22 protein-coding genes and 1 pseudogene are annotated in these 20,191 nt (G+C 68.0%); 16 read left to right on the top strand and 7 right to left on the bottom strand.

Annotated elements, in window-relative coordinates; genetic code table 11:
• Positions 1–416 precede the first annotated feature (416 nt).
• Both AB0F43_RS15825 and AB0F43_RS15820 read left to right on the top strand, forming a co-directional pair.
• Entirely contained in the window at positions 417–1,721 is a 1,305-nt protein-coding gene (locus AB0F43_RS15825) for a zinc-dependent metalloprotease (protein ID WP_360476121.1), read from the top strand.
• A gap of 287 nt (positions 1,722–2,008) precedes the next feature.
• Positions 2,009–2,590, top strand: a complete 582-nt coding sequence (locus AB0F43_RS15820; RefSeq protein ID WP_360476118.1) for an NUDIX domain-containing protein — start codon at positions 2,009–2,011, stop codon at positions 2,588–2,590.
• A gap of 385 nt (positions 2,591–2,975) precedes the next feature.
• Here the strand turns inward: AB0F43_RS15820 and AB0F43_RS15815 are convergent, their stop codons facing one another.
• Positions 2,976–3,587, bottom strand: coding sequence for a DUF2064 domain-containing protein (locus AB0F43_RS15815; protein ID WP_360476115.1), 612 nt, complete (start codon positions 3,585–3,587; stop codon positions 2,976–2,978).
• Positions 3,584–3,988 carry a helix-turn-helix domain-containing protein gene (locus tag AB0F43_RS15810; RefSeq protein ID WP_360476112.1) on the bottom strand — a complete coding sequence of 135 codons (405 nt, stop codon included), beginning with the start codon at positions 3,986–3,988 and terminating at the stop codon, positions 3,584–3,586. The genes AB0F43_RS15815 and AB0F43_RS15810 overlap by 4 nt, the downstream gene beginning before the upstream one ends.
• A 103-nt stretch (positions 3,989–4,091) precedes the next feature.
• On the opposite strand from AB0F43_RS15810, the gene AB0F43_RS15805 reads away from it, so the two are divergent.
• Positions 4,092–5,024 (top strand): NADP-dependent oxidoreductase, encoded by a 933-nt coding sequence (locus AB0F43_RS15805; protein ID WP_360476110.1) that lies wholly within the window; start codon positions 4,092–4,094, stop codon positions 5,022–5,024.
• On the opposite strand, the gene AB0F43_RS15800 is transcribed toward AB0F43_RS15805, so the two are convergent.
• The 3 genes from AB0F43_RS15800 to AB0F43_RS15790 all read right to left on the bottom strand — a co-directional run bounded on the left by AB0F43_RS15800 (position 5,021) and on the right by AB0F43_RS15790 (position 7,304).
• Positions 5,021–5,698, bottom strand: coding sequence for a response regulator transcription factor (locus AB0F43_RS15800; protein ID WP_360476107.1), 678 nt, complete (start codon positions 5,696–5,698; stop codon positions 5,021–5,023). The two genes, AB0F43_RS15805 and AB0F43_RS15800, sit on opposite strands and share 4 nt — an antisense overlap.
• An 85-nt stretch (positions 5,699–5,783) precedes the next feature.
• Positions 5,784–6,497 (bottom strand): response regulator transcription factor, encoded by a 714-nt coding sequence (locus AB0F43_RS15795; protein ID WP_360476104.1) that lies wholly within the window; start codon positions 6,495–6,497, stop codon positions 5,784–5,786.
• Positions 6,498–6,599: 102 nt separating this feature from the next.
• The gene (locus AB0F43_RS15790) at positions 6,600–7,304 is read right to left on the bottom strand and encodes an A24 family peptidase (protein ID WP_360476101.1); all 705 of its coding nucleotides are present in this window, start codon (positions 7,302–7,304) and stop codon (positions 6,600–6,602) included.
• Between the two features lie 270 nt (positions 7,305–7,574).
• On the opposite strand from AB0F43_RS15790, the gene AB0F43_RS15785 reads away from it, so the two are divergent.
• From AB0F43_RS15785 to AB0F43_RS15730, 12 genes and pseudogenes are all read left to right on the top strand, one after another.
• Positions 7,575–7,763: a Flp family type IVb pilin gene (locus AB0F43_RS15785; protein ID WP_360476098.1), complete on the top strand. Its 189-nt coding sequence runs from the start codon at positions 7,575–7,577 to the stop codon at positions 7,761–7,763.
• Positions 7,764–7,863: 100 nt separating this feature from the next.
• Positions 7,864–8,046 (top strand): hypothetical protein, encoded by a 183-nt coding sequence (locus AB0F43_RS15780; protein WP_360476096.1) that lies wholly within the window; start codon positions 7,864–7,866, stop codon positions 8,044–8,046.
• Positions 8,047–8,155: 109 nt separating this feature from the next.
• Positions 8,156–8,581, top strand: coding sequence for a TadE family protein (locus tag AB0F43_RS15775; RefSeq protein WP_360476094.1), 426 nt, complete (start codon positions 8,156–8,158; stop codon positions 8,579–8,581).
• A complete protein-coding gene (locus AB0F43_RS15770) occupies positions 8,569–9,678 on the top strand; it encodes a Tad domain-containing protein (protein WP_360476091.1) in 1,110 nt (369 codons plus the stop codon). The genes AB0F43_RS15775 and AB0F43_RS15770 overlap by 13 nt, the downstream gene beginning before the upstream one ends.
• Positions 9,679–9,703: 25 nt before the next feature.
• Positions 9,704–10,522, top strand: coding sequence for a Flp pilus assembly protein CpaB (gene cpaB, locus AB0F43_RS15765; RefSeq protein WP_360476088.1), 819 nt, complete (start codon positions 9,704–9,706; stop codon positions 10,520–10,522).
• A gap of 11 nt (positions 10,523–10,533) precedes the next feature.
• Positions 10,534–11,679 carry a P-loop NTPase gene (locus AB0F43_RS15760; RefSeq protein ID WP_360476085.1) on the top strand — a complete coding sequence of 382 codons (1,146 nt, stop codon included), beginning with the start codon at positions 10,534–10,536 and terminating at the stop codon, positions 11,677–11,679.
• A gap of 137 nt (positions 11,680–11,816) precedes the next feature.
• Positions 11,817–13,079: a CpaF family protein gene (locus AB0F43_RS15755; protein WP_360476082.1), complete on the top strand. Its 1,263-nt coding sequence runs from the start codon at positions 11,817–11,819 to the stop codon at positions 13,077–13,079.
• Positions 13,076–15,025, top strand: coding sequence for a VWA domain-containing protein (locus AB0F43_RS15750; protein ID WP_360476079.1), 1,950 nt, complete (start codon positions 13,076–13,078; stop codon positions 15,023–15,025). Before AB0F43_RS15755 ends, AB0F43_RS15750 begins: the two co-directional genes overlap by 4 nt.
• A 1-nt stretch (position 15,026) precedes the next feature.
• Entirely contained in the window at positions 15,027–15,941 is a 915-nt protein-coding gene (locus AB0F43_RS15745) for a type II secretion system F family protein (RefSeq protein WP_360476076.1), read from the top strand.
• A 58-nt stretch (positions 15,942–15,999) separates the two neighbouring features.
• Positions 16,000–16,587 (top strand): methyltransferase, encoded by a 588-nt coding sequence (locus AB0F43_RS15740; RefSeq protein ID WP_360476073.1) that lies wholly within the window; start codon positions 16,000–16,002, stop codon positions 16,585–16,587.
• A 213-nt stretch (positions 16,588–16,800) separates the two neighbouring features.
• Positions 16,801–16,845, top strand: a pseudogene (locus AB0F43_RS15735) (hypothetical protein); the annotation flags it as partial.
• Positions 16,846–16,865: 20 nt separating this feature from the next.
• Positions 16,866–17,477 carry a membrane dipeptidase gene (locus AB0F43_RS15730; RefSeq protein WP_360476070.1) on the top strand — a complete coding sequence of 204 codons (612 nt, stop codon included), beginning with the start codon at positions 16,866–16,868 and terminating at the stop codon, positions 17,475–17,477.
• A gap of 535 nt (positions 17,478–18,012) precedes the next feature.
• Here AB0F43_RS15730 and AB0F43_RS15725 read toward each other — a convergent pair.
• Entirely contained in the window at positions 18,013–18,774 is a 762-nt protein-coding gene (locus tag AB0F43_RS15725) for an AAA family ATPase (RefSeq protein WP_360476067.1), read from the bottom strand.
• Positions 18,775–18,950: 176 nt separating this feature from the next.
• Complete coding sequence (locus tag AB0F43_RS15720) at positions 18,951–19,367, bottom strand: class F sortase (protein ID WP_360476064.1); 417 nt, start codon at positions 19,365–19,367, stop codon at positions 18,951–18,953.
• Positions 19,368–19,885: 518 nt separating this feature from the next.
• Between AB0F43_RS15720 and AB0F43_RS15715 the strand changes: the two genes are divergently transcribed.
• Positions 19,886–20,191 (top strand): hypothetical protein (locus AB0F43_RS15715; RefSeq protein WP_360476061.1); only part of this gene is annotated, 306 nt, incomplete at its 3' end.

Below are 20,191 nucleotides of genomic sequence, written 5' to 3'. Positions count from 1 at the left end.
TCAGCCGCCGCACCCGAAGTCCCGGAGTACCCCGACCCGCGGCACGGCACCGCCGGTCCACACCACGACGTCCCACCGCGGCGACAGGGCGAGGAGGACGGCATGGCCGAGGAGTGTGCCTGGTTCGGTCGAACTGACGAGCGAGGGTTCCCCGGAACCTCGGGTGCGACGAACATCCAGTGCCTCACGATCCCCGGCACTCCGCTCAGCTCGCGTCTCGGCCCCACCAAGACACCCGGTCGCTCCCTCCCCCATGCCCACGCGCGTTTCATGTGGTCGGGTTGTGGGTCAGGGGGAAGTCAGGGGTCTGCCAGGGGCTAAGTGGAGGCGCAAATGCGTTCGCCGGGGGAGGAACCGGCGGGTGGAACCAGTACGTTGGAGTAGTACGCCCCACCCGCAGAGGAAGGCCCACTCCGATGAGCGACGAACCGGACAACCCGTTCAAGGGAACTCCGTTCGAGGCCATGTTCCAGCAGTTCTCCGGTGCGGCCGGCGCGGGCGGCGCTCCGGACCTGAACGCGATCTTCGCCCAGGTCCAGCAGCTGCTCAGCGGTTCCGGCGACGGCAAGCCGGTGAACTGGGACCTGGCCAAGGACATCGCCCGCAAGACCGTGGCCGCCGGCGGCGACCGCTCGATCACGCCGACCGACTCGGACCGGGTGGCTGACGCGGTCCGGCTGGCCGAGCACTGGCTGGACGAGGCGACGACGCTGCCGGAGGCCTCCACGACGTCGGCGGCGTGGAGCCGCGCGGAGTGGGTCGAGAACACGCTGCCGGTCTGGCAGACGATCGTCGACCCGGTCGCCGAGCACGTCTCGGGTGCGATGGGCAACGCGTTGCCGGCCGAGGCTCAGCAGTTGGCCGGCCCGATGGCAGGCATGCTGCGGCAGTTGGGCGGTTCGATCTTCGGTGCCCAGGTTGGTCAGGGGCTCGGCGAGTTGGCCGGCGAGGTGGTGGGCTCGTCCGACATCGGACTGCCGCTCGGGCCGACCGGGCAGGCTGTGTTGCTCCCGGACAACGTCGCGAAGTTCGCGGACGGGCTGGGGCTGGCTGACGAGGACGTCCGGTTGTACCTGGCGCTGCGCGAGGTCGCCCACCAGCGGCTGTACGCGGGCGTGCCGTGGCTCCGGCAGCACGTGCTCGCCGCCGTGGCGGACTACGCCGCGGGTATCGAGGTGGACACCGGCAAGATCGAGCGGGCGATGGCCGACATCGACCCGCAGAACCCGGAGGCCATGCAGGAGGCCCTCGCGGGCGGACTGTTCGAGCCGGAGGATTCCGAGCAGCAGAAGGCAGCGTTGGTTCGGCTGGAGACCGCGCTCGCGTTGGTCGAGGGCTGGGTGGACGACGTCGTACGGCAAGCGACGAAGGACCGGATGCCGGCGGCAGTGCAGTTGGCGGAGACAGTACGACGCCGTCGGGCCGCGGGTGGTCCGGCGGAGCAGACGTTCGCGACCCTGGTCGGCCTTCAGCTCCGTCCGCGCCGCCTGCGCGACGCGGCGAACCTGTGGGCCGCCGTACGTGACGCACGCGGAGTCGAGGGCCGCGACGAGCTGTGGTCGCACCCCGACCTGCTGCCCAGCGCCGCCGACCTGGACGACCCCATCGGCTTCGCCCAGCACGCCGGCGAACTCGCCGACATCGACATCACCGATTTCCTCCCCGACGACGACGCTTCCTCAGAAGGTGACCAGGGCAACAACCCCGACACCCCCAAGTAGCCAGACTCCGGCTCCACGGCGCTCGGTCCACCCTCGCGGCTGAGCGCCGTACGCCGTATCAGCCGAAGTCAACGCCGTACGACGCACGCACCCCGCAGCACCGGCGTAGTTCGCGAGCCGACAACTACTGGCTTATGACGCGGGACTGGAGCCGCCGGCGTTCGACGCCACGGACTGCAACTGTCGGCGTGCGCCTGTGGAGGACGCGGGCGAACTCGCGTACGGGTGGCGAACTGGACTGCAGCCGTCGGCGTAGGGCGGTAGGTGGGATGGGGGAGACTGGCGGGGTGTTGCTTCGGGATGCTGTGGGGACGTTGGAGGGGTGGGGTGCGCCTGATGAGGGGCAGGGGGAACTGCGGGAGCACTATCTGCGGCATCTGGCTGAGCGGCCGGATGGGATGTGGCGGAGTTGCCGGCCGGAGCATGTGACGTCCAGTGCGTTGGTGGTGGATGCGTCCGGGAGCCAGGTGCTGCTGACGTTGCACAAGACGGTTGGGCGCTGGCTGCAGTTGGGCGGGCACTGTGAGGCCGGTGATACGACACTGGCGGGTGCTGCGCTGCGGGAGGCTGCGGAGGAGTCCGGGCTGACGGGGTTGACGATGGATCGGAGTCCAGTGCAGCTCTCGAGGCATCAGCTGCTGGCGGGTGGATGTGCGGGGGCGTTCCACCTGGATGTTCAGTTCCTGGTGACGGCCACGGGTGAGACTGATTTCGTGGTGAGCGAGGAGTCGCACGACCTCGCCTGGTTCGCGATGGACGCATTGCCCGACGGCATCGACCACACCGTCGCGACCCTCGTCGACAAAGCACGCCACCGGCTCGCGCTCATCAGTCGAGCGGCGGCGCCGGATGCCAACACGCCCGCTTGACCAGACCGACAACTGTTCACCCGGCCGGGCACTTGCTTGCCCTGATCAACTGCGCGTGATTCCACCCGCCACCAGAGCGAAGCGGTGCGTGCGTCCTGATGGCTGCGGGTCGGCTGGTCAGAGCCAACCCGCATACCACCAGACAGGCCCCCTCAGGCCCGTCGTTCTTCGGTCCCCCGTCGTACTTCCCCGCTGCACTTTCCCCCGTGCCCAGATCTCCGCATGCCCCACGCCGTCGGTGTATCCCCGACGTGCGTCTCCCCGTGGGCCGGCGGTGGTGGCGGGTACCGCCCCTGAGCGGCATCGACACCTGGGTCATGGCGGTGGACTTCCTTCAGAAGTTTCCGCTGCCTGGTGAACGAGCGGGAAGCCGGAAGGTGACGGGTCAGGGGTGACGAAGTATGGATCTGGTCGCGTCCCAGCCTTCGAGGCCGGGATCCAATCGCGCTATGTCAGCAGGCGATCGCAGACGGTGCCAACCAGGGCCGACGGCAACGGCGTGGCGGCGGGGCTTGCCGGACTCGAGGTCGGACAGGCGAGTGTCAAAAGCAGGCGCGGCAGCGATCACCCAGTCGGCGGTGGGGACATTGACGCCGATGGCTGCGAGCGTGCCGTCCTCCGAAGGGGTCACCGCGATGTCGGCAGAGCTGAGTGCGCGGAAGAGCTTGCCGATGAGGAGACCGGGCAGATCGGGTACGTCGTGGCTGACTGCCACCACCGCTGCCGCCGGGCCGGCGAGGGCTACTGCGTCGAGGACCGGTCGGTCAGCATCGACCGCATACACGGGGGTGCCCGGCCACGTCAGCGCACCGACCTCAGCCACAGCCGCGTCGTCACCACCTGCAACGGCTACCGCTACATCGACGCGGTCCAGAGCAGCCAGTACCTCGTACGTGTCCTCGGCGAGCGCGAGACGCCACGCCTCTGGGTCCCGGCCCGGTGGTGCCCAGGTGCCTGCGGCTGGCACCACCAGCACGACCACCCGTCGATCGGTCACGCTGTTGCGCTCCCGTCGTACTGGCTGCGGGCGGCGGCGACCTCCGGCATGTGGGACTCGGCCCAGCCCTTGATGGAGGCGATGAGGGGTAACAGGCTCTGGCCGAGCGGGGTCAGCTCATAGTCGACGCGGACCGGTACGGATGGGGTCACCGAGCGGCTGAGCAAGCCATCGCGTTCGAGGGAGCGCAGGGTCTGGGTGAGCATCTTCTGGCTGACGCCGGCGATGCGGCGGGACAGGTCCGAGTAGCGCTGCGGGCCGTCAGCCAGCGCGGTGATGATCAGCGTGACCCATTTGTCGCTGATGCGGTCCAGTAGTTGCCGCGCCGGGCAACTGGCGAGGAACGCGTCGTACTCGCGGGCGGCTTCCTCCCGGCGCTGGGCGGCGGTACGCGTGGGCATGGCTCTCCTCACCGTGCGGTACGCACTTCGAAGTGTGTACTTCCCGGCAGAGAGTAACTCTCCGAGAGTTGGGTCACCAACGACATCCAAGGAGAGAAACGATATGCGCGCACTCGTGGCCCGGCGGCTCGACGGGCCGGACGCACTCGAGCTGATCGAGACCGCGGTACCCGAGCCGGCCGCCGGACAGGTCCGGATCAAGGTGGCCGCAACCGCCGTCAACCCGGTGGACCTGGCAGTCAGCGCCGGAAAGGTAGTGCAGTTCGGTCTCACCGGCGGCCGCGACCAGTTCGGACTCGGCTGGGACGTCGCCGGGACCATCGACTCGATCGGTCCAGGCAGTGACCTCGAGCCCGGTACGCCGGTGATCGGACTGGCGGATCTGCTCGGCAGGCCGCTCAAGACCCATGCGGAGTACGTCGTACTGGACGCAGACGCGGTCGCACCGGCGCCGCACAACGTCGACCTGACTCACGCATCCACGATCGCGCTGAACGCGTTGACCGCTCTGCAGGCGCTCGAGGCGCTTCAGCTGAGCCAGCAACAGACTGTGTTGATCACTGGAGCTGCCGGCGGTGTCGGCGGGTATGCGGTCGAGCTGGCCAAGCACTTCGGCCTGACCGTGATCGCCAGCGCTGCGGCGGAGGACGAGGATCTGGTACAACGTCTCGGCGCGGATCGCTTCGTGTCACGGGCGGACGACCTGTCAGCCGCCGTACGCAAGATCGTCCCGGCGGGCGTGGACGGGCTAGTGGATGCGGCTGTCCTCGGCGTCGCAGCGCAGGAAGCAGTCAGAAACCAAGGAGGGCACGCTCATGTCCAGGGAGGACCGACACCGCCGCACCTGCGCGGTATCCGCGTCGTGCAGATCTTCGTGCACGCCAACCGCGCGGAGCTGACGGAGCTCGTCCAACTGACCGAGGCGGGAGCGATCTCCACCCGAGTAGCCGACACCTACGCGCTGGAGGACGCGGTGGCGGCGTACAAGCGGCTGGCGAAGGGCGGTGTCCGCGGCAGGCTTGTACTGGTCCCCTAGGCGGGAATGCTGAGCTCGGGCTTGATCAGACCGAGCCGGAGCGCGGTCATGATCGCGTTGGCGCGGTTGGTGGCGCCCAGCTTGTCGTACACGCGGGACACGTAGGTCTTCGCCGTCGAGACGCTGACGAACATGGTCGCCGCGATCGCGGGGACGGATCGGCCGGTCGCCAGCAGGGCCAGGACCTCGTGCTCACGGGGACTCAGTGTGAGCCCCTCAGCGGCGGCAGCATGTCCCAGCCCGATCGGACGAACACGGCGGGCCAAGGCGTGGGCAAGGCCGGTGGCGGTGAAGGAGGCCGCAGCCACGGCAGCGTGGCGGATCGCCCCGAGCACTTCGGTGTTCGGGGCGGTCTTGCCGACGAAGGCGGAGACCCCGGTCTCCAGAGCGCGGAACAGTACGTCGTCCTCCGCCTGGGCCGTCAGTACGACGATGCCAAGCTCGGCGTGGCGGTCACGGAGCTCACGGGCCAACTGCAGTCCATCGGCGTCGGGGAGCGCGACGTCCAGGACGACGACGTCAGGACGGGTCGACTCGACCAGAGCCGCGGCTTCGGCCGCGAGGCCGCACTCTCCGACGATGACGATCTCGGCATCGGCGCTGACCAGCCGGATCAATCCGTACCTGGTCAGCGTGTGGCCGTCGACGACGACAACTGTGATCGAGTTCTGCATGGCGTGTCCCCCCGTGGCCTCTCCTACGATCCCCCAGTTCGGAGAGTGACTGATATCACCTGCTGTAACTGTAATCGCTGCGAGCCTACAGTCCGTTACGGAAATCTCCCGGGTGCTTTCCACCGACATGGTTGAACGCCTGGTGACCAACTTCCGGGCCCAGCTGCTGACGAATCAGCCCCAGCTGCAGGGCAGCCATCAACGCCTGCGTGCGGTTGGACGCGCCGAGCTTCTCGTACAGGCGGGCGACGTAGGTCTTGGCCGTCGAATGACTGACGTACATCGCCGCACCGATTGCGGCCACGGGCAACCCCTGCCCGAGCAGCGTGAGTACTTCGGCCTCCCTCGGGCTCAGCAAAGTCCTGGCAGTGGGCTGATGCCGGCGCGCGACAGCCGAGCCGAGACCGCTGGCGATGAACGAGTCGGCGGCGACAGCCGCATGCCGGATCGCGGCGAGCACCTCAGCGGCGGGAGCGGCCTTGGTGACGAAGGCCGAAACCCCTATCTCCAGGGAGCGGAACAGGACGTCGTCCTCGCCGTTGGACGTCAGCAGCACGATGCCGAGCCCGCCGTTCCGGTCGCGCAACTCGCGGGCGATCCCCAACCCGTCGGCGTCCGGTAGCGCGGTGTCGAGGACGACGACATCGGCTCCGGCGGCAACAACTGTGCCGATGGCCTCGGATCCCAGGCCCGTCTCGCCGACGACCGCCATGTCGGGCTGCGCGCCCACGAGCTCCAGGAGACCGAACCGCGTAAGCGTGTGACCGTCGACCACAACGATTTTGATGCGGTGACTCATCGTGAACCTCCCCGTGTGATCGTCACAGTACGTAACGATCACACGGTGTGACTAGGGACTTTAGGCCCTAGTGCGACGGGACAACCCCATGCCGGCCAGGTGTCAGGCGCTGGCAAGGATGGCGACCAGGGCTCCGGTGAGCATGAACGGGCCAAAGCTGAGATCGTGCTTGAGCGTGATCCGGCCCGCGGCGAGCAGGGCGAGGCTGACGACGCCCATCAGTACGAACCCCAAGATCGCTCCGTTGAGCAGTGTCGGCCACCCCAGCCAGCCGAGCGCGATGCCGAGTCCGCCGGCGAGCTTGATGTCGCCGCCGCCGAGCTGCCCCCGGCTCAGGAGCCCAAGCACCAGATAGCCGCCGCCGAGCACCAGTCCGCCCAGCACTGCGCGGAGCAAGTTCGCCGGGAGTCCGTTGAAGACCGCCGCGAGCCCGAACAGCACGATCAGGCCTGGGTACAACAGCAGTGTCAGTCGATCCGGCAACCGCTGTACGGCGATGTCGATTGCCGCCAATGCCACGCCCAAAACCCCGAGAAAGGCGAACGCGGCCGCATCGGGTAGGCCCGCGAACTTGCCCAGTAGCAGGGCAAGCACTGTCGCGGTGACCAGCTCCAAGACGAGCGGAACGCCGTACCACCTGTGACAGCCCGAGCATCGGACCCGTCCGCGGATGGGCGTCCCACACCGCTGGCACGTCGTGCGGTCAGGCTCGCCGGACGCCACGGACAGTCGAAAGACCGTGATGCGCAGGCCCATGCCTGCGGCGAAGCCGATCACACCTCCGGCGAGTGTCCATGCGATGTCCATGCGGTGAAGCTAACCGCGCGCGCGTCCGTCAGGGAACCGCGCCGGCGCAGAACTGGCCGACTGGAGCCGGAGGCCGACCGTTCGGCCGACGTGTCGGCCAATCGCCTGACAGGTGTGTCGTCCGGTGTCGTCCCATCGTCCACCGCGTTCTGGCCGATCGGCCGATGCCGCGACAAGGCAACGATCCCGCACAGTTCCGGTAGAGCGGTACAGAGCCGTTCGACCAGATCGGTGGGACTCAAAACCCGCCACTTGAAGGAGGAGTTCCACATGCACCAGAACTTGCTCGTCTACGTTCTGACCTACACCAAGCAGCTGCGTCGCGACGACCGTGGCGCGTCCATGGTCGAGTACGGCCTGCTGGTCGCCCTGATCGCAGTCATCGTGGCTGCCGCGGCGGGGCCCCTGGGCACGGCGATCGCCGGCCTGTTCACCGACGTCACCAACCAGCTTCCCTGATCGGTCGGGCGGTCGGCCAAACACTCAGCTCGATCGCGTAGGTGGTGCGGCCCGGTCAGATCGGTCGGGCCGCGACCACCCTATTCCGCTAGGAGTTCCGATGCTCCATCTCGTGGGGTTCGGCATGGCACTTGCTCGGTCGCTGCGTCCCGACGACCGTGGCGCGGCCATGGTCGAGTACGGCCTGCTGCTGATGCTGATCGCGATCGTCGTCGTTCCCGCTCTCATCGTCTTCGGCCCGCTCGTCGCCGATTTGTACATAGACGTCATCAACAGTTTCTGAACGATCTTCATGACTGGGAGAACTCATGTATCCGAGACGAGGGGAACGCGGCGGGGAAACCCACCACGGCCGCGCATCTCGCACCCGGCCCGCGGCACGGGTACGCCGCATGCTGCCCTCGTCGTCGGTACAGAGGGGCAGCAGCGCGGACCGCGGCGCCACCGCTGTCGAGTTCGCGCTTCTGCTTCCCCTGCTGTTGGTTCTCGTGCTGGGCGTCATCGACTTCGGCCGGCTGCTCAACGCACAGATCACTCTGACTCAGGCCGCGCGGGAAGGTGCTCGGCTCGTCGCCCTCGGGCAGCCGAACGTGCAGAGTCGCACGCAGGATGCCGCTGTCGGGCTGAGCCCAGTAGGAGTGTCGATCCAGTCGGCCTGCCCTACCGGCGCCGGCCCGGGCAGCGACGGCGCTGTTGAGACCAGCTACAGCTTCGCGTTCACGCCCGGGCTCGGAAACCTCGTCACCCTTCTCGGTGGCAGCGGCATGAGCGGCCAGATCACGTTATCCGCGAACGGAGTCATGCCATGCGAGACCTAGTACCGCGGTTCGTCCGGCCGATGTTGCGGCTGCTCCGCACCAATGACCGAGGGGCCGTCGGCATCCTGGTCGGCGTGCTGTTCGGGGGCGGCGTCATGCTCGGCATGGCAGCTCTGGTTGTCGACGTCGGCATGCTGTACCAGGAGCGCGCCGGGCTCCAGAACAGCGCTGACGCCGGCTCGCTCGCTGTCGCCAAGAGCTGCGTCGTCAAGGACTGCACGCCCAGTGAGGCCGCCACCTACGCCAACCGTAATGCCAAGGACGGCGCATCGGCGGTGCCGTTGGTGTGCGGCCACGCCCCCTCCGGGGCACTGCCAGGTTGCCCGGCATCCTCGGGCGCGCCGGGCGACTGCACGAGCGGGCCGCCGGCGGGCACGAGCTACGTCGACGTGCACACCGCCACCCAGACCACAGGCGGCTCGTCGCTGTTGCCGCCAGTGTTCGCTCGCGCGCTGGCAGGGAATGCCGGCTACCAAGGCACTACGGTTCACGCCTGCGCCCGGGCGATGTGGGGACCTGCGGTCCAAAGCTCCAAGTCCCTCGCAATGACGCTTTCGCTCTGTGCGTGGACGCAAGCCACCGGTGGTGGCACTCCGCCGACCTTCGGCGCCGATGTCAGGATCTTCGTGCGGGATGCTCCCAGTGCGCCTACCTGCGCCGGGATGAGCAGGCCAGGTGAGTTCGGATGGCTGAACGACGTCGGCGGCTGTAGTGCCGTGGTCGACCTCACTCAGAACGGGTACGTCACCGGAAGCGACCCAGGCAAGAACATCTCCCAGGAGTGCCAGGACGCGCTGACGTCGTACGTCGCGAACCAGACCCCGATCTTCATTCCGATCTACGACACGACGACCGGGTCGGGCAGCGGTGCCACATATCACCTGGTCGGACTGGCCGCGTTCATCCTCACCGGGTACGCGAACATGAATCCGCTCAAGGACGACATTCCTTCACCGTTCACCAAGGCGGACTGCCCGAACGGGAAGACGACTCCGTCCTGTATCTACGGGCACTTCACCCAGGCACTGGTGCCCACGTCCACGACCATCGGGGGCGGCACCTACTTCGGTGCGACCGCCATCAAGCTCGCCGGCTAGTACCGCCAGCAGAAGAGAGAAAGCAATGAAACGTCGGGTTTTGACCATTGTGATGGCGGTGGCGCTGGCCGTGCTCGGAACGCTTGCCGTCCTGGTCTACGTCAATCGCGCGGACGCCCGCGCTGTGGCCGGGCAGAAGCCGGTGACCGTTCTTGTTGTCAGCAAGGCGATCCCGTCCGGAACCAAGGCCGGCGAAGCGAAGTCGTCACTGCGCAAGGAAACGCTGCCGGCCTCCTCGGTCTCCACCGATGCCGTCGCGGAGATCACGGCGAGCCAGGAGGCCTTGGTCACCTCGACTGATCTCAGCCCCGGCGAGGTGGTCCTGAGCTCGATGCTGGTGCCGGCCGCACAGGCTCCGGGTGGACTGGTGATTCCGGACGGCAAGGTGGCGGTCACCATCACCCTCTGCAGTCCGGAGATTGTCGCCGGCCACGTCCGGGTCGGGTCCGACGTCGCGGTGTTCGGCACCGTCGTCACCGGCGGCCCCGGCGAGGTCAGTGGACAGCCGAACTGCACCGGCCAGCACAAGCAGCAGATCGGCAAGGGCGGCATCGGCAACACCCGGGTCGTGGTGCCCAAGGTGCGGGTGATCGCGATCGGGTCGGCGTCGTCGACGCAGCAGGACGATTCCAAGAACGGCAACAGCTCGGCCTCGCAGCGATCTGCCTCCGTCCAGAACGATCTGACGCTGGTGACCGTCGCGGTCAATCAGGACGACGCCGAGCGCCTGATCATGGTGACGCAGATCGGTCTGCCGTACCTGGCCCTGCTCGGTCCCTCGGCTCAGATCAAGCCGGACGACCACGTCGTTCCGCAGTTCCCGCCGCCGGCGAAGAAGAAGTGAGGACGATCGCCATGACGATTCTCTGCCAGCTGGCCACCTGGCCAGGCGAAACGACCGCGAGCCCCGTCGACGACCTCGTCGCCGCACTCCGGGCGCTGGATGACGACCTCACCGAGGACTTGGTCGTGGTGGGCCCGGATGCCGCAACGGACGACGCGCTCAGGTTCACCGCGCACCTGCGGATCGATCGTCCGACCGTGGGCGTGATCCTGGTACGGCGGCACGTCGACGTCGAACTGCTCACCGAAGCGCTGCGGGCCGGCGTCCGGGAAGTGGTCACCGCCGGCGATGACGCGGCGCTGCTCGCGGCCTGCGACCGCTCGCGGGCGCTGTCGGGGCATGCCCGCGCCATCGACGAGCCGGCGGCGACGCATCACGGCAAGGTGGTCACCGTGTTCGCCGCGAAGGGCGGTTGCGGCAAGACCACGTTCGCGATCAACCTCGCCGCTGCCTTGGCCGCCGGTGGCGATCAGCGGGTGTGTGTACTCGACCTCGACCTCGCCTTCGGCGATGTGGCGATCAACGTCCAGCTCGAGCCGGTGCGCACGATCAGCGATGCGTTGCCGATGGCCGGCCACCTCGACATGACCGGCGCTGCCTCGCTGCTGACGCCGTACCGGCCAGGCCTGGACATGCTGCTGGCACCGGTCGCGCCGGGGGATGCCGAGAAGATCCCCGCCGCGCTGGTCGGCGAGCTGCTCGCAGTACTGCGCGGGATGTTCGACTTCATCGTGGTCGACACACCGGCCCAGTTCAGCGAGCACGTGCTCACTGCGATGGACGTCTCCGACCACCACGTGCTGCTGACCACGCCGGACACGCCGGCGCTGAAGAACATGCGGATCGCGCTCGACATGCTCGACCTCCTCTCCTACTCACGCGACATCCGCTCAGTGGTGCTCAACCGCTCCGACTCGAAGGTCGGGCTCTCCTCGAGCGACGTCGAGCGGGTTGTGCGCAGTCCGATCAGCGCCCAGGTGCCGTCCAGCCGCAACGTCCCCATCTCGATCAACAAGGGGACCCCGATCGTGATCGCGACGCCGACGCATCCGGTCAGCCAGGCGATCTCCCGGTTCGCCCGGGAACGTCTCCTGAGCCAGCCCGCCCCGGCGCGGCACAAGCCGTTCGCCGTACGTCGTGGTGCGGGGAGGCGATGATGAACCTGTCCGAACGACTGGCCCAGCGGGGGCAGCAGATTCCGGCGATCCGGCCTGCGCCCGCGAACTCACCAGGCCCGCGACCGACCACTGACGTGCCTCGCCGCGCAGCGCGGAACGCCGACCCTTTCGCCGGCGTGAAACGCAGCGTGCACCAGGGTCTGCTGGAGGCGCTGGGTCCCAAGCTCTACGACGCCCACCTTGACCAGCGCGAGCTCGAACAGCGCGTCACACAGACCCTGCAGGCAGTGCTGCAGCGCGACGACACCCCGATGACCGCGGCCGACCGTTCGCGCGTCGCGCAGGAGGTCGCCGACGAGATCCTCGGCCACGGCCCGCTCGAACCTTATCTGCGTGACGCCGGTGTCTCCGAGATCATGGTGAACGGCCATGACCAGATCTACGTCGAACGCGACGGGCGGCTGGTCGGGGTCGATGCGGCGTTCACGGACGAGAGTCACCTTCGCCGTACCATCGACAAGATCGTTGCCCGGATCGGCCGCCGTGTCGACGAGGCCAGCCCGATGGTGGACGCCCGCCTGCCGGACGGCAGCCGCGTGAACGCCGTCGTACCGCCGATCGCGCTGGACGGGTCATTGCTGACGATCCGGAAGTTCGCCGCCGACCCGTTCACGGTCAATGACCTGATCTCGTTCGGCACGTTGACCGGACCGGTCGCCGAACTGCTCCACGCCTGCGTTCGCGGCCGGCTGAACATTCTGATCGGCGGCGGCACCGGCTCCGGGAAGACGACGACACTGAACGTGGTGTCCTCGTTCCTGCCCGACGACGAGCGCATCGTCACAATCGAGGACGCCGCCGAGCTGCAACTGCGGCAGGACCACGTACTGCGCCTGGAGTCGCGACCGTCCAACGTGGAGGCGCGCGGCGAGATCGCGATCCGGGACCTGGTCCGCAACGCGCTGCGGATGCGCCCGGACCGCATCATCATCGGCGAGGTCCGCGACGGCGCCGCGCTGGACATGCTGCAAGCCATGAACACCGGCCACGACGGCTCCATCACCACCGTGCACTCCAACGCGCCACGTGAGTCGCTGTCCCGCCTGGAGACGATGGTGCTGATGGCCGGCGTCGACCTGCCGCAGCGGGCGATCCGCGAGCAGATGGCCTCCGCGATCGACCTCATCGTGCACCAGGCCCGGCTCAAGGACGGGACGCGCCGGATCACCCACATCACCGAGGTGAACGGCATGGAGGGCGAGGTCATCACCCTGCAAGACCTGTTCCTGTTCGACTTCCATGCCGGCGTCGACGAGCACGGCCGGTTCCGGGGCGCGCTGCGCAGCACCGGTCTGTGCCCTGGTTTCCTCGAGCGGCTCGCCGACCGAGGCATCCACCTGCCGCCGCGGATGTTCGGCCAGGATGAGGTCGTCCGATGACGATCTCGCGACGCAACCTACTGCGCTCCCTCACGGGTGCGCTGGTGGTGGGCCTGGCGGTGGTTCTGCCGAGTGCCGCCATCGCAGACACCGGCCCTTCGGCTCGGATCGACTCCGTCCAGGTCAGGCCGGGTCAGGCCAGCTTCGTGCTCACCACCGCCAACGTCGGGGGAACGCTGGACTCGAAGACCGTGCGGGTCACCGCCGGCCAGACCGTGTTGCCCGCGCGCGTGACACCAGTCAGCAGTACGACGGCAGCAGCCCCGCCGCGAGCGGTGATCATCGTCCTGGACACCAGCGGCTCGATGACCGGCTCGGGGATCACGGCCGCCCGTCAGGCCGCGCTGAGCTACCTCGCCAGCCTGCCGACCGACGTACAAGCGGGCTTGCTCACCTTCTCCGACCAACCTCGGCTGGTCGTCGCGCCTACGGCGAACCGCACCAGGGTCCGCAACGCACTGGCTCGAGTACAAGCCGTTGGGGCCACAGCCCTGTACGACGCTGTCCGCGCGGCCGTTTCGGCACTCGATGCCGCCCGGCTCGGCCCGGCGGCGCAGCGCAGACTGGTCGTGCTGTCCGACGGCGTGGACACGTCCAGCAAAGCCGCCCTGAAGTCGGTCACCAGCCAACTTGCGGCCGAGCGCATCCCAGCTGACGTGGTCGCCTTCCGGTACGGCAGCGGTGACGCGTCAGCAGCACAGCAAATCGCGTCGGCCTCGGGTGGGCGGATTCTGACCGCTCAGAACGCCGGTGAGTTGACCGCGGCGTTCGCTGCCGTGGCGCGCAGCTTCACGGCGCGCGCGAAGATCGACGTCGACGTACCCGGCAATCTGGCCGGCCGTCAGGTCACGCTGCGCGTCACTGTCGGTTCGCTCAACGCGAAGACTTCGGTGACCTTTGCGGCACTCACGCCGGCAACACCCGCGCCCACGTCGGCACCGCCTGCAGAGGCGGACAGCACGCACCGGACGGTCTGGTCCTGGCACCTCCTCGTCCTGCTCAGCGGGGTCTTCGTGGTTGTGTTGCTCGCCGTGGTCCTCCTGCGTTGGCAGAGTGTCCGCCAAGACACGGCACGCCGCCTCGTCGAGCAGGTCAGTCACTACGGACCTCGCCACGAAGCGCCCCACCCGGGCGCCGCAGAGGGCGCAGCCGCTCAGACCGCGATCGGATTCGTCGGCCAGGCCTTGCGCTCCAGCGGCGCGGAACAGGGGCTTGCCAAGCGACTCGATCTCGCGGACGTGAAGCGTACGCCGGCAGAGTGGTCGTTGATGGCCCTGTGCGGCGGCGCCGCACTGGCGGCCGCGGCGATGCTCCTCGGCCTCAGCCCGCTGCTGAGCGTGCCGATCGGACTCGTCGTGGGTTGGATCGTTCAGCACGTGTACCTCGGCTTCCGTATCGGCCGCCGCCGCGCCGCCTTCGGTGAGCAGCTCCCCGACGTACTGCAGCTGATCGTCGGATCGCTTCGCTCCGGGTTCTCGCTGGCACAAGCCATCGACACCGTGGTGCGGGACGGCACCCAACCCGCCGCGGGCGAGTTCCATCGCGCGCTCGCGGAGACGAGGATCGGGCTCCAGCTCGAGGACGGACTCAACCGCGCCGCGGACCGGATGGCGTGCGAGGACCTGCGCTGGGTCGTGATGGCCACCCGGATCCAGCGCGAGGTCGGCGGCAACCTGGCCGAGGTATTGAAGAACACGGTCGAGACCATGCGGGAACGCGCGCAAACTCGCCGCCACGTCCGTGCCCTGAGTGCTGAGGGCCGGTTGTCCGGCTACATCGTCGTCTGCCTGCCGATTGTGCTCGGCGTCTGGATGACCCTCACGAGACCCGAGTACATGAGTCCACTGTTCAACACACCCATCGGCCTGATGATGGTGGCCGGCGGTGCCGGGTTGATCGTTGTGGGCGCTTTCTGGATCCGCGCACTGGTCAAGGTGGAGGCTTGAGATGACCGCAACTGTGCTCCTGATCGGCGGGCTCGCCGCTCTCGGCCTGGCCATCGTGCTGGCAGTGATCAGCATTTCCGCGCGACCCGCCGAGGGCGGCGTCGCGACCGCGCTCGCCACGATCGACAGTCACTACACGCGGGGTGCGCCGGTCGACATCGCGTCGAAGCGCGATCCTTTCGCGGCACTGCCTGGGTGGCTGCAGGGCTTGGCGGTCCGCCTGTCGCCGACGGGTATCGCCACGAAGCTGCAACGCCGACTGGACCTCGCGGGCAACCCGTCGGGTTGGACGCCCGACCGGGTCCTGGCCGCGAAGGGTCTCGGCCTGCTCATCCTCGGCGGTCTCGGCGGCCTCTACGGGATGCGCGGTTTCGGCCTGCTCGTCGTGGCCACCACCGTGGGCGCGGCCGCAGGGTTCTTCCTGCCTGACGTCCTGCTCTACAACGTGGGCACCAAGCGCCAGCAGAAGATCCAAAAGGCATTGCCCGATGCCCTCGACCTGCTCACGGTCTGCGTCGAGGCCGGTCTCGGATTCGATGCGGCGATCGCGCAGGTTGCCCGCAACACCCACGGCCCGTTGGCCGCAGAGTTCTCCCGGGCGCTGCAAGAGATGCAGATCGGCACAAGCCGCCCGCAGGCCCTGCGCGCGATGACCGATCGCACCACCGTGCCCGAGTTGCGATCCTTCGTGTCGGCGCTCGTGCAGGCAGGTGAGCTGGGCATCAGCATCGCCGACGTACTGCGCGAACAGGCGCGGGAAATGCGTCTGCGACGCAAGACCCGTTCCGAGGAGAAGGCGCAGAAGGTCCCCGTCAAGATCCTCTTCCCGCTCGTCTTCTGCCTGTTCCCGTCGATGTTCGTCGTCATCATCGGCCCGGGCATGATCACCATCGCCCAAGTCTTGTTCGGAAAGTAGGCAGCCATGACCACTACCACGCTTACGCGCCGCCCGGCTGGACCTCGGCCGGCTGATCATGGTGCCTGCCGCAACAATGATGTTGTGCGTCGATGTCATCGTGCTGGCGCAATCGCACGCCAACGGGCTGCGCTGGATCGGCACAGCTCTGGTCGCGGCCTTCTACGCCGTGATCATCTGGGCATATCTGCGACGCGGCCCGGCCAAAGCCACGAGCCCATCGATCACAGCTCACGTCGCAGCGATCACCGCGACGCTGACCCCCTTCGTCTTTCCCTTACTGGGCGGCTCTCCGGTCACCACTGGACGGATGCTGGTGGCCGACATCCTGCTTCTCACCGGAACGGCCTGGGCCGTCTGGTCGCTGTGCAGCCTGGGCAGGAACCTGTCCGTTCTCGCCCAGGCCCGTGACGTCGTCGAACACGGCCCCTACAGATGGGTGCGACACCCCCACACCGGCGAAATCGTGTCCTCCCTCGGCCTGGCGGTAGTGGTGGGTACCACGGCCGCCGCGGCTCTGTGGATCACCCTCGTGGCCCTCCAGGTCTACCGCGCGCGCCGCGAGGAGCAGGTGCTGATCGGCGCCTTGCCGGCCTACGCGGCGTACCGCACACGCACCGCCGCCCTGCTCCCCGGCATCTTCTGAGCGTGCCAGGCCGAGCTGCATTTCCTCGGGGACTGAGTCAGGTGCTGGCCAGCAACGAGGGCTTGGCGGAAAGGATCGGCCGTGACAGGCATGCGCCATGGGGGCAGCGCTGCGGTCGCTCACGGGCCTCGAGTTGATGACCTGAGGTCATAGGGCGGGTGCCGCCGTAAGAGCGGCAAACGGCCTACCTTCAGCCACTCGTCCGCGCGCGCGGTGTGCGACGTACCGCGGAACGCTCCCGACGACGTCCTGGAAACGCTCGCCGCGAACGAGGGCGTGTGCATGGTGACGTTCGTCCCGTACTTCGTCTCCCAGGCGTACGTCGACTGGGTCGCCGGGGCCCGGGAGGCCGCGCCGGAGCTGAACCCGGTCCGCCCCGAGACCAGGCCAAGCTGGCCGACTCGTACGACGTACCGAAGCCGGCGGTCACGCTCGATGACGTGGTGGCACACATCGAGCACGTCCGCGGGATCGCCGGCGTCGACCACATCGGGATCGGCGGCGACTACGACGGGTGCCCGCAGTTCCCGGACGGGCTGGCCGACGTGGCGTCGTACCCGGCCCTGTTCGAGGCGCTGGCACCGATCGCGGCTGGAACGCAACGGAGTTGGCGAAGCTTGCCGGCGGCAACATCCTGCGCGTGCTCCGCGCCGCCGACGAGGCCGCCGCCTAGGCGTTCGGTAGACCGCCCGGATCTCGGGCAGCGGCTCGAAGCCGGCCGCCTTGCAGGCGGCGACCGCACGCGACTTTCCGCCCACCTTGAGAATCCACCGTTCACTTTCGGGTCCAATTTGTGGTCGGTGGGTTCTCAAGGTCGGATGAGTCGCGGGTTTGGAGGTGTGTGCCTCGTGTCGACGTCGTACTGCTCCGGAGACGCAGCCACCCGGTGATCGAGGGTTGCTGAGACGGCGCTTCGCGCACTCGAGCACCCGCTGTCTGGGGTGCGTTGTCGAACTTCCTCGGAGACCCTGGACACATCAATGCCGACCACCCCGTGTTTCCGTACTTGTTCGCGGCGACGTCAAGGCTCTTCGCCGTGGAGATATCGTCCGCAGCTGGGCTGTTGAGAAGCGCTCGACGCCGGCGGAGGCCAAGCCAGCGACCAGCGCGGCGGCGACCGGCTACCCCGCCAGGACGTGAACACGCCGACGGTCCGCCGATCACCGGCGAAGTTCCGCGACGAGCTCGATGAGCCCCCGCATTCGAGCGGGTGTGCGCGCACGGTCACGCGCCGCCAATGACCAGCAGCGCAATCGACGCACCGCTGTGAGCGATGGCGGCGAGCGCAAGCATCACGATGCCACCTCCGACCGTGACGGCCGTTGCAACCCTTTGGTAGAGGCGCCACTGGTGACTTTCTCCTGCAGATATCACGCGACACCCTCATGGATTTCGATGACTGAACTGGTGCTTGGGCTTGGATTGCTATCCGGACGGAGTGCCGCGGCTGTATCTGCCGTCGCTCGACGCGAGCACTTCGGCCAGTTGTCGGATCGCCTGGCTGACCGGGTGGTTGGGGTAGGCGAAGGCCAGGGGTTCGGCGCGGTTGATGGAGGCTGGTACGTCGTTGCAGTTCGGCAGGCACATCGCAATCGGAGTTCTGAGTAGTCGGTCGACGTCGGCCCGGGCCAGGCCCGCTTGGGGGTCTGATTTGTTCAGTACGACGGAGCGGGTGCTGGCGTCGTACAGGAGGTCGAGAGCGTCGAGGGTGCGGCGCAGGTTCCTCAGCGCCGGCCGTTCGGGTGTCGTCACCAGCACCTGATCGTCCGCCGCGTCCAGCGCCGCCAGCACCACCCGGCTGAAGTGCGCCGGCGTGTCGACGACGATGAAGTCGTAGAGCGCGGGCAGCAGGCTGAGCAACTCCTCGACCAGCGTGTGCGGGATGTGTGCCGCGTCGCCGGGGCCAGAGGGTGCGGGCAGGCAGTCCAGGTTCGGCCGGAATGGCGTCATGAGGGAAGCCACTCGGTCGGGGGTCAGTTCGCCCGCCCACTCCACGGCGTCACGCAGGCTGCGTTCCGCACCAAGGCCGAGCACGCAAGCGTCGTCGCCGTGCTCCAGATCGAGGTCGACGAGGCAGACGCGCCGGGTACCGCGGGCGCACAACGTGACGACCAGGTTGGACGCGACAGTCGTTTTGCCGCAGCCACCCTTGGTCGCGAAGACCGTGATGATCCGCCCGTCCGCCATGCGACACCCCCTTCTACAAGCACTTTTGTCACTGTCCGCGCAGCGCTTTACGCCTAGATGGTGCCGCAGTGCCGGAGTTCGTCACCTTGCCGGAGGTGAACCTTGAAGTTGCTTTTGGCAACCTTAACCATCCGCGCGGTGAGGACGCCCGACGTCCGTCGACTTTGGTCGCGGGTTCAGTCGACGGGGTTGGCGATGACGACGGCGTTGCTGAGGTACGCCGTACCGTCCCAATCCTCGCAGGTGACCAGGATCAGCCGGCCCGGGACGCTCTGGTCGAAGACTCGCGCGGCTTGCTCGGCCAGCGCGTTCTTGCGATAAGTGATCACCGCCGAGACCACGTACTCGACCGTCCCCCGCTCCGTCGTGACCGTGACGGCATCGCCTGCGGTCAACTGATCGAGATCGTCGAACGCGCCGCCGCCGTCATGCACGGTATGTCCGGTGATCACGGCCGAGCCCTTGGCCGCACCCGGCCGAGCGCCGTCCGACCACCAGCCGACCAGGCGCGGATTGGACGGCGGGGTGAGAACACCACCGCGGGCGCGAATGCCGAGCACACGGGCCGAAACTCCGAGACTGGGCACCGACACTCGGACCGGGTCTCCTGGATCGACCAGTGCCGAGCTCGTGGCCTTCGTGGATCTCGGGGCTGTGGCCTTCGTGGATCTTGGGACTGTGGCCTTCGTGGATCTTGGGGCTGTGGCCTTCGACGACAACCTGGTCGGTACGGCGGTCGTCGTACCTGCGCGTGCACTCGAGCGACTGGACGCCGACGGGCCGGCACTTTGCTGCCTGCCCTCATCACCGGCCGAAGGGTTGCTCCTGAACTGTAGGTAGCCGCCGGCCAGGAGCAGTACGACGCCGGCCGCCAGAGCCGAACTTGTCCACCACGATGGACGAGTGCGACCCGGGCGGCGACGCGTACCGGCCATGTCAGGCCGTGTGCTGACCGCGGCGTTGCCGCGCCTTCAGAACACCGGCGAACACGAGGACACCACCGAGGCAGAGCATCGCGATACCCCAGACGCTGCTGCTGCTGGTGCTCGCGGATGCGTTCCGGTGTGCACCGGACAGACCGGCGTCGACCCCGGTCGGTACCGCAACCTGGATGCTCGTCGTGCTGGTCGGGCTAGCGGACGGCGAGTGCGACGGAGAGCTGGACCGGGTCTCGCTCAGGCTCTCCGACGGGGTCTCGCTCGGGGTTTCCGAAGGGGTCTCGCTCGGAGTCTCCGACGGCGTCTCGGACGGTGTCTCGCTCGGCGTCTCCGACGGCGTCTCGGACGGCGTCTCGGACGGTGTCTCGCTCGGCGTCTCCGACGGCGTCTCGGACGGCGTCTCGGACGGTGTCTCGCTCGGCGTCTCGGACGGCGTCTCGGACAGCGTCTCGCTCGGCGTCTCCGACGGCGTCTCGGAC

The sequence above is a fragment of the Kribbella sp. NPDC023972 genome (assembly GCF_040639075.1).
Taxonomy (GTDB): domain Bacteria; phylum Actinomycetota; class Actinomycetes; order Propionibacteriales; family Kribbellaceae; genus Kribbella.
Note: the sequence above shows the minus strand (reverse complement) of the source record. Positions and strands in the feature narration are given on the sequence as shown.